Source organism: Pseudomonas sp. TMW 2.1634, from assembly GCF_001703595.1.
In the GTDB taxonomy this organism is placed as follows: Bacteria; Pseudomonadota; Gammaproteobacteria; order Pseudomonadales; family Pseudomonadaceae; genus Aquipseudomonas; species Aquipseudomonas fragi.
On record NZ_CP016849.1, the window covers coordinates 4,879,419 to 4,891,619 of the forward strand.

The 12,201-nt window shown below is 60.5% G+C and carries 17 protein-coding genes and 1 pseudogene; all 18 read left to right on the forward strand.

What is annotated here, in order from left to right; all coding sequences use genetic code 11:
- The first annotated feature begins 148 nt into the window (after positions 1–148).
- Complete coding sequence (locus BFC21_RS23210) at positions 149–1,075, forward strand: GPO family capsid scaffolding protein (protein WP_120266532.1); 927 nt, start codon at positions 149–151, stop codon at positions 1,073–1,075.
- Positions 1,075–2,094 (forward strand): phage major capsid protein, P2 family, encoded by a 1,020-nt coding sequence (locus BFC21_RS23215; RefSeq protein ID WP_120266533.1) that lies wholly within the window; start codon positions 1,075–1,077, stop codon positions 2,092–2,094. The genes BFC21_RS23210 and BFC21_RS23215 overlap by 1 nt, the downstream gene beginning before the upstream one ends.
- The gene (gene gpM, locus BFC21_RS23220; RefSeq protein ID WP_120266534.1) at positions 2,094–2,810 is read left to right on the forward strand and encodes a phage terminase small subunit; all 717 of its coding nucleotides are present in this window, start codon (positions 2,094–2,096) and stop codon (positions 2,808–2,810) included. Before BFC21_RS23215 ends, gpM begins: the two co-directional genes overlap by 1 nt.
- A gap of 100 nt (positions 2,811–2,910) precedes the next feature.
- The gene (locus BFC21_RS23230; RefSeq protein WP_120266536.1) at positions 2,911–3,381 is read left to right on the forward strand and encodes a head completion/stabilization protein; all 471 of its coding nucleotides are present in this window, start codon (positions 2,911–2,913) and stop codon (positions 3,379–3,381) included.
- The gene (locus BFC21_RS23235) at positions 3,378–3,821 is read left to right on the forward strand and encodes a phage tail protein (RefSeq protein WP_120266537.1); all 444 of its coding nucleotides are present in this window, start codon (positions 3,378–3,380) and stop codon (positions 3,819–3,821) included. The genes BFC21_RS23230 and BFC21_RS23235 overlap by 4 nt, the downstream gene beginning before the upstream one ends.
- The gene (locus BFC21_RS23240) at positions 3,811–4,491 is read left to right on the forward strand and encodes a phage virion morphogenesis protein (RefSeq protein WP_120266538.1); all 681 of its coding nucleotides are present in this window, start codon (positions 3,811–3,813) and stop codon (positions 4,489–4,491) included. Before BFC21_RS23235 ends, BFC21_RS23240 begins: the two co-directional genes overlap by 11 nt.
- Before the next feature lie 15 nt (positions 4,492–4,506).
- On the forward strand, positions 4,507–5,625 hold the full coding sequence (locus BFC21_RS23245; RefSeq protein ID WP_120266539.1) for a DUF2586 domain-containing protein: 1,119 nt from the start codon (positions 4,507–4,509) through the stop codon (positions 5,623–5,625).
- Between the two features lie 6 nt (positions 5,626–5,631).
- The gene (locus BFC21_RS23250) at positions 5,632–6,084 is read left to right on the forward strand and encodes a phage protein (protein ID WP_120266540.1); all 453 of its coding nucleotides are present in this window, start codon (positions 5,632–5,634) and stop codon (positions 6,082–6,084) included.
- On the forward strand, positions 6,084–6,296 hold the full coding sequence (locus BFC21_RS23255; protein WP_120266541.1) for a TraR/DksA family transcriptional regulator: 213 nt from the start codon (positions 6,084–6,086) through the stop codon (positions 6,294–6,296). The genes BFC21_RS23250 and BFC21_RS23255 overlap by 1 nt, the downstream gene beginning before the upstream one ends.
- Entirely contained in the window at positions 6,293–6,499 is a 207-nt protein-coding gene (locus BFC21_RS23260) for a hypothetical protein (protein WP_120266542.1), read from the forward strand. Before BFC21_RS23255 ends, BFC21_RS23260 begins: the two co-directional genes overlap by 4 nt.
- Entirely contained in the window at positions 6,496–7,020 is a 525-nt protein-coding gene (locus tag BFC21_RS23265; RefSeq protein ID WP_120266543.1) for a lysozyme, read from the forward strand. The genes BFC21_RS23260 and BFC21_RS23265 overlap by 4 nt, the downstream gene beginning before the upstream one ends.
- Positions 7,017–7,526, forward strand: a complete 510-nt coding sequence (locus BFC21_RS23270; protein ID WP_120266544.1) for a lysis system i-spanin subunit Rz — start codon at positions 7,017–7,019, stop codon at positions 7,524–7,526. Before BFC21_RS23265 ends, BFC21_RS23270 begins: the two co-directional genes overlap by 4 nt.
- A 39-nt stretch (positions 7,527–7,565) precedes the next feature.
- Positions 7,566–7,856, forward strand: a complete 291-nt coding sequence (locus BFC21_RS23275) for a putative phage tail assembly chaperone (protein WP_120266545.1) — start codon at positions 7,566–7,568, stop codon at positions 7,854–7,856.
- Positions 7,857–7,876: 20 nt separating this feature from the next.
- Positions 7,877–8,014, forward strand: a complete 138-nt coding sequence (locus BFC21_RS27640; protein WP_371914925.1) for a hypothetical protein — start codon at positions 7,877–7,879, stop codon at positions 8,012–8,014.
- 11 nt (positions 8,015–8,025) lie between these two features.
- Positions 8,026–10,194: a phage tail tape measure protein gene (locus BFC21_RS23280; protein ID WP_120266546.1), complete on the forward strand. Its 2,169-nt coding sequence runs from the start codon at positions 8,026–8,028 to the stop codon at positions 10,192–10,194.
- The gene (locus BFC21_RS23285; protein WP_120266547.1) at positions 10,191–10,508 is read left to right on the forward strand and encodes a DUF2590 family protein; all 318 of its coding nucleotides are present in this window, start codon (positions 10,191–10,193) and stop codon (positions 10,506–10,508) included. The genes BFC21_RS23280 and BFC21_RS23285 overlap by 4 nt, the downstream gene beginning before the upstream one ends.
- Positions 10,505–11,674, forward strand: coding sequence for a baseplate J/gp47 family protein (locus BFC21_RS23290; protein WP_120266548.1), 1,170 nt, complete (start codon positions 10,505–10,507; stop codon positions 11,672–11,674). Before BFC21_RS23285 ends, BFC21_RS23290 begins: the two co-directional genes overlap by 4 nt.
- Positions 11,671–12,186: pseudogene (locus BFC21_RS23295) on the forward strand (phage tail protein); the annotation flags it as partial. The gene BFC21_RS23290 and the pseudogene BFC21_RS23295, both read left to right, overlap by 4 nt.
- Positions 12,187–12,201 lie beyond the last annotated feature (15 nt).

Genomic DNA, 12,201 nt, shown 5'->3' on the forward strand with positions numbered 1-12,201 from the left:
CGGCGAAAACGCAGGAAACGCGGGGTTAAAATCCGTGTTCGTCCTATATCGCGAAAATAGGACCAACGCAAAAGTGAATCAATTGTTGGAGGGGGGATTGCTCCATATCTTGGCGGCTCAACTCACCGATTGAGCGCAGTTAACGCATATGCCCCGTTCCCTTGTTTCGTTCTGGAAACGTGTCGCCACCAGCGGCGCGACCGCCGATGGCCGCGAGATCCTTCCCCAGGCACTGCGCGATATCGCTGAGACCTACAAGCCGTCTTTCTACACCGCTGTTATCTGGTGTGACCACGAACGTGAGCCTGGCTCCTACGGCACGGTTTACGCCGTGCGCTTGGTTGAGGAAGCCGATGATCTTGAGCCCGGCGAAATCGCTTTGGAAGCGCAGCTCAAGCCAAACGACCGTCTGCTGTTCCTCAATGATCAGGGCCAAAAGCTGTTTTCCAGCATTGAGATTACGCCCAACTTTCGTGGCAACGGTAAGGCTTATTTGACTGGCATGGGCGTTACAGACGAGCCAGCCAGCGTTGGCACCCAGGAGCTGTATTTCTCCAAGAAGTCTAGCTACAAAGCCTATTACGCCAGCTCTGTGCAACTTGGCTCGCTCCGCCAGGAAGAACCTATGGGCGACCTTTCCAAGCTTTTCAGCATGTTCACCGGCCTGTTCAAACGCTTCGGTCTTGAAGAGATCCCGGACGAACCCACCCCGACACCCCCAACCGAGAGCAAAACCCCAATGGATGAAGCTACAGCCACGGCGCTAAAGGCCCTGCTGGCGCAATTGCTGGTGATTTGTGCCGGCATTCAAGCAGTGATCGAACCGGTCGCTGTGGACGCGCCAGAACCAAAGCCTGAGCCGATCGCTGACGTGCAAACCGCCGTCGATGACATCGTCACCACCGTCGAGCAGGACCGTGAGTTCCGCCGCAAAGGTGTTGAAGGCAACGCAGCACTCGCCGCTGGCTTGGCCCGCATCGAGCAACAGTTCAGCGCTCTGTTGAACACTCCACAAGGCCGCGTCATCCCGCCAGTCAACGGCGTGGTCGACCCCACCAAAAAGCGGGTGCTCTGATGAGTTCTCTAACCACCCATGCACGCCTGCAGTACAGCCTGCTGGTCGCGGCGATCGGCATGGCTTACAGCGTGCCGGACACCACCCAGCAATTCGCTGTTGAGCCGAGCATTGCTCAAGAGCTGAACGACAAGATCACCGAGCGTTCCGACTTCCTCGGTCGGATCAACATCGTTCCGGTGACTGAGATCAAAGGCCAGAAGGTCATGATCGGCACCAATGGCCCGGTATCCAGCCGTACCAACACCAAAACCACCGATCGCGAAGCCAAGGATCTGTTGGATCTGGACGGCTTGGATTATGAGCTGTTCCACACCGAATCTGACGTGGCGTTGCGCTTCGCAACGATCGACAGCTGGGCCAAGTTCCCCGATTTTGCCGAACGCTATGCCGCTGCCGTACAGCGTCAGATTGCGCTCGATCGCATCATGGTGGGCTGGAATGGCGTATCCGCTGCGCCTCAGACCGACTTGGCCACGCACCCGCTGCTGCAGGACGTCAACAAAGGCTGGTTGCAGATCGCCCGCGAACAGATGTCTGCCCAAGTGCTGCAGGAAGTGGTCGCAGAGTCCGGCAAAATTACCCTTGGCGTAGGTGGCGATTACGTCAACCTCGACGCCCTGGTGCATGACGTCAAGCAGATGATCGATCCCGTGTTCCGCGATGCCGGTGACCTGATCGCAATCATCGGCAGCGATCTGATGGCCTACGACAAGGGCAAGCTGTACGCCAATCAGGCTGGCACCCCGACCGAAAAAGAACGCATCGAAGGTGCCCAGGTCATCGCGACCTATGGCGGTCTGCCGTCCTTCATCATCCCGTTCTTCCCCGCCAATGCCGTGGTCGTCACCAGCTGGGACAACCTGTCCATCTACTTCCAGGACAGCAGCTGGCGTCGTCACCTGTTGGAGAACCCGAAGCGTTCGCGCGTCGAGGACTACAACGGTCGTAACGAAGGTTACGTGATCGAGCAACTGGGCAAGTTCGCAGCTGCCGAAAACGTGGAGCTGAAAGCCTGATGAGTCATGCCCTGGCACACAAGCGGCGCGTACAACTGCTCGGCCCAACGGCCGGGGCACCGGCTCCGGTATACAGCCCATCCACCGCGCTCGACAGCACCGCTAACGGTCTCAAGCATTTGAAGCTGATGGAAGTTTCCATCGCCAAGGATCTGGAGCGAATCAGCGGGATCGATAGCCGCGAACTGCGTCAGCAGCTCAAGCGTGAAGAGCTGCTGCCCAAATACCTGGACTACGTGCAGCGTTACCTTGATTCGAAATTGATTTTTCCGAACCCGGTAATGATGCAAGTCCTGGTCTGGCTGTTCGACACCCAGCAGTTCACCCAAGGCCTGCAACTCGCCCAGGTGGCCATGGTGCAGGAGCAGGAACTGCCTGAGCGCTTCAAGCGAAACGTGCAGACCTTCGTCGCTGACGAGGTAATCGACTGGGCCGAGGCTGAATACAAAGCCGGTCGCACCCCGGAACCCTACGTCTCGGACCTACTGCACCTGGTCGACGGCGAATGGCAGCTGTTTGAGCGCATCCCGGCTCGCTATCACAAGTTGCTGGGGATCATCTCCATCGATCTCGAGGAATGGGCGCAAGCCATTTCCCACTTTGAACGGGCCATCGAGCTTTACCCCGAAATCGGCGTAGGGACTCGGCTCGACGCTGCTCGCAAAGCCTTGAAAAAGGCAGAGCTGGCCGCTGCAGAAGAACCACCAACCGAATAACCGACTACCCCCCCCCGGCGAGAAACTGTGGATGTGAGCCAGCCACTTGTGGCCTTGACCCACTGAAACAGTTTCCTCGCCCCTATTCGAGCGCCCAGCAATGAGCTTTTCAGGTAAACCCACCACCTTTGTGGAACAGATCATCGAGAACGACGGCTTTTGGCCGAACTTCTCCGTGGCGGAGTTCCAGAAGGGGTACCGCCTGCCGGCGGAATACCTGGGAGAGATGCTGGCCGCTGATTTGACCATGGCCATGATCGAGGTCAATACCGACTTGGCGGCCGTCAAAACCAAGCTGTTGGCCGCTGATGTATCGAACTTAGAGGCCGCTGCAGGTGTATCTACCCCCGCTGAGTGGGCCTATGCCCACAAGGCCATACTCTACAAACGTGCGGTCTATGCACGTGCTAAGGCCAGTCTGCTGACCCAGTTCGCAACGGTGACCCGCCGCGAAAGCGCCGAGAACACCGCAAAGGAACTGCCTGAACGATCGGAAACCTTCCTTGCCTTCAGTCAGGACGCTGTGCGCCTGCTGCAGGGGCGTGGCCGCATCTCGGTAGCGCTGCTGTGATCAAGCTGCAGGCTTTGACGGCCTACCTCATCGAACGCCAACTGGTGGCCACCGAACAGCTCGACAGTTGGACGGACCAGGTGCAGCTGGAGTTGATCTGGAAAGACGACGTCGAAGGCATGCACATGGGCGATATGAACTACAGCGCCACGATCGTGTTGGAGCGTTTCGCTGATCACCCAGGGCGACTTATGGCCCTGGTGGGCAGTTGGTTGGAGAACAACGATCAGGACCGCGACGGACTGCCTGGTGCTGTGTTCGACATCACCATGCTCGATGACGACCTGGCTGACGTGGACATCAAGCTGCAGTTCACCGAACCCCAGTACCTGGCCGAGGATCCTGCCGGAGAAATCACCGCGTTCAAAAAGACCTGGTCATTTATCCCGTTCGAACTGTGGATCGCGGAATCAGGCGAGGTGACCGGCGATGGCGCGTAGCACCTTCGATCTCGACGTGCGCGGCCTTCTGGGTGCTGAAGAGCAACTGGCCCTGCTGGAGCTGCCCCCACAACTGCGTCGGCGTCTGCTCAACAACGTGACCAAGCGCGTGCGCAGCATGAGCCGCCAGCGGATCCGCGACCAAAAGAACCTGGACGGCACGCCGTTCGCTGCTCGCAAAGGCTCGAGCAAGGGCAAGAAGAAGATGGAAGCGGGGTTGGGCAAGCTGCTCGACGTCACCCGTATCAGTGCCAACGAAGCCGAGCTGGGCTGGCGCAACGCGCTGACCCGCTGGGTTGCATCGCAGCAGCATAACGGTGTGTCCGAGCGCCGCACCGCAGCCCAGATGCGCCAGTGGAACAAGATTCCCGAAGGCCTGGCCGCTACCGAAAAGCAGGCCAAGCGCCTGCGCCGCCTCGGGTTCAAGACCCGCCAGAAGGGCAAAAAAACACTTACCCGCCCATCTGTGGCGTGGATCAAAGAGCACGTGAACTACGCCAAGGCGGGTCTGCTGATCCGCATCCTGGACGACGAACAAACCGAGTCATCTGGTGCGCAAAGCTGGGACATCACCCTGCCAAAACGCCAGTTCCTCGGCCCCGGCACCGAGTCAGAAACCAGCTCGCTGGTGAACCTGGTGCTGCAACAAATCCTTAATTCACCCCGTTAACGAGGCACTGCTTTTATGGCACTCGGTTCAGTTAAAGTTCGTAACCTCAATCTCGGCCAAGGCGTCGTGAGCGGGGTCGAGCGTTACTTCTTGTTCATTGGCCCAGCTGCCAAGAACGCCGGCGGTCTGCTCCCGCTCAACACTGACAGTGACCTGGACGTCGAGCTGGGCACCGCTGCCAGCGAGTTGAAAACCCAGATCCTGGCTGCTCGCGCCAATGGAGGCGACAGCTGGGCCTGTCTTGCTGCGCCACTGGCCTCCGACAGCACCTGGCAACTGGCTCTGACCAAGGCCCTGCAAACCGGTTATGAGTTTGAAGCAGTCGTGGTCACCACGCCGGTGACAGCTGCTGCTGAACTCTCCGCAATGAACGACGCGGCGGTGCTGGTCCTGAATACCTATGCCTGCCGGGCGTTCTTCATCGCTGCCTCGGTTGGCATCGATGCCGCGACTCAGACCTGGGCGCAATACGCGCTGGCTCAGAAAGCTCTGGTGCTCGATCTCGCCGCGCCTCGAGTCATGTGTGTGCAGCTCATGCATGGCAATGACCAGGGCGTGTTGGCCGGTCGCTTGGCCGACGCCTCTGTGAGTGTTGCGGACAGCCCAATGCGTGTGGCCACCGGTGCGGTGCTTGGCCTTGGCGCTACCCCAGTCGACTCCGAAGGCGTGCCATTGCAGTCGGCCACCCGTTCAACGCTGGACGCTGCGCGCTTCACCGTCACCCAGACCTATGTCGGTTACCCGGGCGTGTTCTTCGGCGACGGCAACATGCTCGACAGCCCCGACAGCGACTTCAAGGTCATTGAATACCTGCGTATCACCGACAAGGCCGCCCGCGCTGTACGGCCTTTGCTGATTCGCCGTGTTGCTGATCGCCGCTTGAACAACTCGGCCAACAGCATGGCAGTGAACATCAGTGCGCTGATGGCCCCGCTGCGTGCCATGGCCAAGTCCACAAAGTTCGCTGGCCAGGTGTTCCCGGGCGAGATCGAGCAGCCCAAGGACGGCGACATCGTCCTGACCTGGAAGAGCAAAACGGCCGTAGAGGCCTACATCAAGCTCAAGCCCCTCAACTGCCCGAAAGACCTGACCGCGAACATCGCGCTGGACCTTTCGACCACTGAAACGGAGTAAACCCGCATGGCTGCAAAGATTGGCGGCAAGAACTTCGACGTGAACCTGGGCGATCTGCTCGTTCACGTCGAGACCGGCACCCTGGACATCACCGACAACTCCACCGTGGCGCAGACCAAGGGCGTGCCTAACGGCCACGTCGACGGCGATGTGGCGGCTGCAGGCGAACTGGAGCTGGACACTACCAACTTCAACCTGCTGATCGAACAGGCCAAGACAGCCGGCAGTTTTCGCGAGCTGGAGCCGTTCGACATCGTGTTTTTCGCTAAGGCCGGCGAAGAAGAGCTGCGCGTTGAAGCGTTCGGCTGCAAGGTCCGGATCTCCAGCCTGCTCAGCGTCGACCAGAAAGGCGGCGAGAAGAACAAGCACAAGGTGCCGTTCGACGTCACAAGCCCGGACTTCATCAAAATCAACGGCGTGCCGTACCTGGCCGCAGCTGAAATCGAGGGCCTTACCTGATGGTTTGCCCGTTCGATCGCGCTCAGGCGCTGGAGCAACGCCAGCGTGACCAGGCTATCGCGGCTCAGCTCGCCAGTGCGCGCCCGTCCGGGCCAAGCCGTACCCATTGCGAGGACTGTGGAAACGCGATTCCGGCGGCGCGGCAAGCGCTCGGCGGCATGACCCGTTGCGTCCCGTGCCAGTCCATTTTTGAACGAGGGGGTCAGCGATGAGCACGAGCCAGGCCGCGCAGGACACCGCCATTGCGTTGGCAAAGGCATCACCCGCAATCGGCGTAGCCGCCACCGGCGTGACCGGCGCTGTCGACTGGTCGGCGGTCGCCTACATGCTAACTGCCTTCTACATGGTGCTGCAGATCCTGCTCCTGGTCCCCAAGTACCGCCAGATGTTGCGCGATTGGAAGGTGAAGGGATGAGCCTGCGTAACAAGATCGCAGTTGGCGCGCTGCTGCTGGTCAGCAGCACTTTCACCGCGTTTCTGGGCAAGTGGGAAGGCACCGGCCAGAACGTTGTCTACGCGGATCAATTGGCCCGAGGCCTGCCGACGGTATGCATGGGAATCACCCGTTACACCAGCCCGGTGCCGGTTGTGGTGGGTGACTACTGGTCCGACGCTCGCTGCGCCGAGGTGGAAAGCCTGGTGGTTTCAAAAGGACAGCTTGCCCTGGCGGATTGCCTGACGAATCAGGCGATCGGGCAGAACACCTTCGATGCGCTGAGCAGCCATGGCCACAACGTTGGGACGCCGAGCACGTGCGCCAGTCGAGCCGTGGGCCTGATCAACGCAGGTCGCATCGCTGAAGGCTGCAGGGCACTGGCCTATGCGCCGGACGGGTCGCCGGTCTGGGCCTACGTGACTTTGCCCAACGGTCGCAAGCAGTTCGTTCAGGGGCTGCATAACCGCCGGATCGCTGAAATGGAGCTGTGCCTGAAATGACCATCTCACTGCCGCGTCTTGCCCTGTTCCTGCTGCTGATCAGCCTAATGGCCTACGTCCTCTTCGACGACGTGGCCGACCAACGTGACAACGCCCTGGGCAAGCGTGATGCCGCCGTGCGTGAGCTGGGCTCCGTCACGACCGAGCGCGATGGCCTGCTCGAGGCGGCGCGGATCTCCCGCGAAATGCTCGCTGCCCGCGAGGCCAACGACCTCAAAAACACCCTGGAACTGAACGATGCGCTCGATCACAACAAGTCTCTGCAGCGTGCTGTTGACGATGGCCGTCAGCGGCTGCTCGTTAAAGCCCGCTGCTCCACCGCCACCGCAGTACCTGGCGCCACCAGCACCGGCAGCATGGCTGATGCTGGACCCGCCGAACTCGCAGCAGACGCTCGATCGGATTATTTCACCCTCCGAAACCAGCTCGCCCTAACCCGGCAGATGGTGCTCGGCCTGCAGGACTACATCCGCACGGTGGTTCAGCGACCGCCGGCGAAACCCTAACCCCAATTTTTTGACACCCAATCCCAACGGAAACGAACCATGACCGACGTGAACCGCGACATCACCCTGGAATTTGCTGATCTGGAATTCACCTTCCACCTGACGCCTCAGGACGTGACCAAGTACTTCAACAGCACCACCAACACCAACAAAGTGGCCCCGGCCAACAACTTGCTGATGACCACCGTCAAGCAGGAAGAAAAGGCCGCTCTGAAGCCATTCCTGGTTAACCCGGTGACGGTGATGGAGCTGGCCGGCGCGCTGCTCGAGGAGTACTCGCCTGACATCGACGTGATCGTAAAAAAGTCCTCGACCACGCAGAGCGCCTGACCGAAGACGGGCTGGGCCAATTGTTGGCCCTGACCCACCGCTGGCTACCTGGTACCGAACCCACCATTGAAAACATGGGGGTGGCCAAGTGGCTGGAGGACGAACACTGGCGGCGCATGGAAATAGCAGTCGCCAACGGCATCGCTCAAGCACTTTAAGGTTCTAACCCATGGCTGACCGCAGCGCCCGCTTGGCATTCATCCTCAGTCTGACTGACAAGGTCAGCGCGCCCCTGGGCAAGGTGAAAACCAGCTTTACCGACCTCGCCACCCAGGGCCAGCAGAACATCATGAAGATGGGTGCGGGCCTGGCTGGCATGGTGGGTGCGGGTGTGGCCATCACCGAATCACTAGAACCGGCGCTGGAAATGAATCGCGCCCTGGGCGAAGTCCGCTCGTTGGGCGTGGCCGAAGATGCCCTGTCGGCCCTAAACAAAAAATCCCTGGAGTTTTCCGTGAACTACGCGGCGAACGCCCGGGACTTTGTGGCCTCTGCGTACAGCATTTCAGGCGCGATCAAGGGGCTGACCGGTGACCAGCTGGCCACCTTTACCAACACCAGCAACCTGTTGGCCAAGGCCACCAAATCCGACGCCGAGACCATGGGTGCCTACGTGGGCACCATGTACAACCTGTTCAAAACCTCCGCTGACAAAATGGGCAAGGCCCAGTGGGTCGAGAAGCTGGGCGGCCAGACGGCTTTGGCGGCGCAGTTATTCCGCACGGACGGCGCTCAGCTCAAGGATGCCTTCAAGGAAGTGGGCCAGATCGCCAATACGGCGGGTGTCGATATCGCGGAGCAGTTCGCGGTGATCGGCACGTTGAGCAGCACCATGGAAGGCGGTGATGCCGGCGGGCTCTACAAGTCGTTTTTCGAGAACATCGGCGCGGCATCCGAAAAGCTCAAGATGAAATTCACTGACCAAAACGGCCAGCTGATGCCGATGGCGGACATCCTGAGCAAGCTGGAGGGCAAGTTCGGTGATCTGAACAGCGCGGCTGCCGGCACAAAACTGACCGAGGCGTTTGGCGGGGAAGGGGCGCGGGTGATCACCGCCCTGGCCAAGGACACCGACCGTTTTAAAAACGGTCTGGACCAGTTGGGCAAAGTGCGCGGGCTGGAGAACGCCGAGAAGATGGCCAAGGCCATGGTGGATCCGTGGCAGCAGTTCGGCGCGGCGGTCCAGGCACTGCGTATCGCCTTTGGTCAGGCGCTCATTCCGATGCTGGCCCCGCTGATGGACAAACTGGTGGGTATCGCCACCACCCTAATGCGCTGGACCCAGCTATTTCCGAATCTGACCCGGGTTATCGGTATCACCGTATTGGTGGTGTTCGGTCTGATTGCGGCCATGGCTGCCATGACCCTGGTTGTGGGTATGAGCAAAATGGTCTGGCTGTCCATGGTCACCATCTGGAAAGTCCTGACCTGGACGGGTTTTCGCAGCATCGCGATGTTCCTGTTCCACACCGTGATGGTCGCCGCATTCGTGGTCGGCCTGGTTGCCCTGTACACGTGGATGGGGTTGGTGAAGGTCGGCATGTTGCTCTGGCAGGGCGCGATCTGGCTGGTTAACGCCGCCATGTTGGCCAACCCGGTGCTGCTGATCGTCGCCGGCATCATTGCCCTGGGCGTGGTGGTTGCTGCTGCGATCATCTACTGGGACGAATGGACCGGTGCGCTAATGAACACGGCGGCGTTCCAGTGGATCGCTGGACAGCTGCAGGCACTGTCGGATTGGTTCGGCACCATCGGCGGCTGGACTGGCCTGGCCAGCTCGGCGTGGGACGGCATTGTGTCGATTTTCCGGGACGCCATCAGCGGCCTGATCGAGATGCTGAACAAGATCCCCGGCGTGCAGATCGATGCAGCGTTTGGCGAAATGCCCAAAGCGCCAGAAATCCCAGGTCTGCAAACGCAGATCCCGGCGACGCTGGCTGCACCAGGTGTACAGGCGCAGATTCCGGCCACGCTGGCCGCACCAAAAGTTCAAGTCGCTGTTCCGAGCACGCCTGCCGTGGATCGAGCACTACAAACCGCGAGACTCCCGCTCGCGGCGCGCTCATCGATGACCGTAGCGCCGTCGCTGGTCATGGCCCCAGCGGCGAATGAGCAGGCCGATCAGGCCCGCAAGAAGATGACCGCCACCACCGCGAGCATTTCCCCGACACGTCCAGCAGCGGTGCCCCAGGGTGGGTTGCTGCGCAGCATCCAGAACACCACCAACAGTCAGACCCAGAACAAGGGCACGCACGTGGAAAACATCAACATCAACACGGCCAAGCCAATGACCCCGCTCGAAATAGAAAACATGATGAGCATGGCGGTGAGCGGATGAGCGAGTACATCGATCTGCTGATCACTGAAAACGACTTGGCCTTGGATCTGTCGCGTCAGCCCCTGCCGGTCGAGGATCGTGCCTGCATTGCCCAGGACATCGGCCACATGATCCGCGAAAGCGGTCTGCTGGTGACGCTGGTGGCTGAGCGCAACCGCCTGAAACAGCGTGACTGCATCCAGCAGCTGGAGTTGCTGGTGGAAAACGACGTGCGCCTGGTACCGGGCACCGCGAAGATCACCGAGCTGGCTGCCGGGCAGTACCTGGTCACGGCCACCACGCTGCAGTTCGGCAATCTGGAGGTGACCCTGTGACTGTGGACTTTAAGCAGGCCCTTGCTGACGCTGGCATTCCGACTACAGAAGCGGCGTTGAAAGCGGCGTGGGAAGCCGAAGTGGTTGCCCAAGGCAGCAAGCTGGCGAACACCAGTGCGTATTCGCCGTTCTGGCGGGTGATCACTGCCCTGGTCACCAAGCCGGTGCTGTGGATCCTGACCTTCGTCACCGGCACGGTGCTGCCGAACTTCTTTTTGAAGACGGCCACCAGCACCTGGTTGGACATGCTGGCCTGGGCGGTGAACGTCGAGCGCAAAGCCCCGACCAAGGCGATCGGCTCGCTGTTGTTCAGCAGGGCCACGACCGTGGGTTCGTTCGAGATCCCGATCGGCACCCGTGTGCAATCGGCCTCGATCAACGGCAACGTGTACGAGCTGGTCACCACGGCGGTGGGCAGCTTTATCGAAGGCGCGTCACAGGTATCGATCCCCGTGATCGCCATCGATGCCGGCAGCGGTTTCAATCTTGCTCCGGGTTACTACGCCGTGTTGCCGGTCCCGGTACCGGGCGTTGTCCAGGTGGTGAACCTTGACGGCTGGCTGGCCACCCCGGGTTCCGATGCAGAGTTGGACGACGATCTGCGCCTGCGTGCGCGCAATCAGTTCAGCGCGGTCAACCAGTGGCACACCGATGCGGTGTACCGCGCCCTGATCGCCGCGTTCCCTGGTGTATCGGCCAATGGCGTGTATTTCGAACACGGGGCGCCACGCGGCCCGGGCAGCGCTAACGCTTACGTGTTGTTCGAAGCGGATGCGCCGGCGGATACCTATCTGCAGCAGATCAACGCCAAGATCATGGACGAGGGGAACCACGGCCACGGGGATTCCATGTTGGTCCTGGTGATGCCCGAGACCCAGCACGACGTCAGCCTGCAGGTCTGGCCGGTCGCCAATCTGACCGAGGCGCAGCGCGCCACGCTGAAAGCCGATATCGCTTTGTTTATCCGGGCAGCATTCCGCGAAAGCACCGGCAGCGATTACGCCCCGACGTTGACCTGGCCACAGTCGCGTTTTTCGTTCAGCCGTTTGGTTGAAGAGCTACACGAACAGTTCCCCAGCATCGAGTCGATGAAGTTCGGCAACGACGACATTATTTCGGCGCTGGCCATTCCCCGTCTGCGTTCGCTTGCGGTGGTGTTCGCATGATCAAACTCGAACTGCCGTTCTGGCTGGACGGCGAAGAGGCCACCAAGCTCAAGGCCACCGCCCAAGCGTGGTGGGAGTCGGTCGAAGGCTGGCTGCGCTGGCCGCTGCTGCAGATGGATGCCGAGACCTGCCATCTGACCATTCTGGATCTGCTCGCCTGGCAGCGCGATATCACGCGCTTTCGTGGTGAGTCCGAAGCGCTGTACCGCTTGCGCGTGAAATACGCCTTCGTCAACGCGGTCGACGCGGGATCAGTCGTGGGTTTTCAGCGAATTTTTCAGCGCCTTGGCATCGGTACCGTGCAGATCCTGGAGCGTCAGCCGGACCGTGACTGGGACATCGTCCAGCTGCTGCTGACCGACGAGCAACTGTCCGAAAACCCCGTGCTGCTGGACATGATCGTTTACCAGTATGGCCGGACCTGCCGCCGTTACGAGCTGGTGGGCACCTCGCGGGTAACGTTGGTGATTGGCGTCTATGACGTCAGCAACGACCAGATGTCCCTGACCGCTCGCTTCGACGACTTC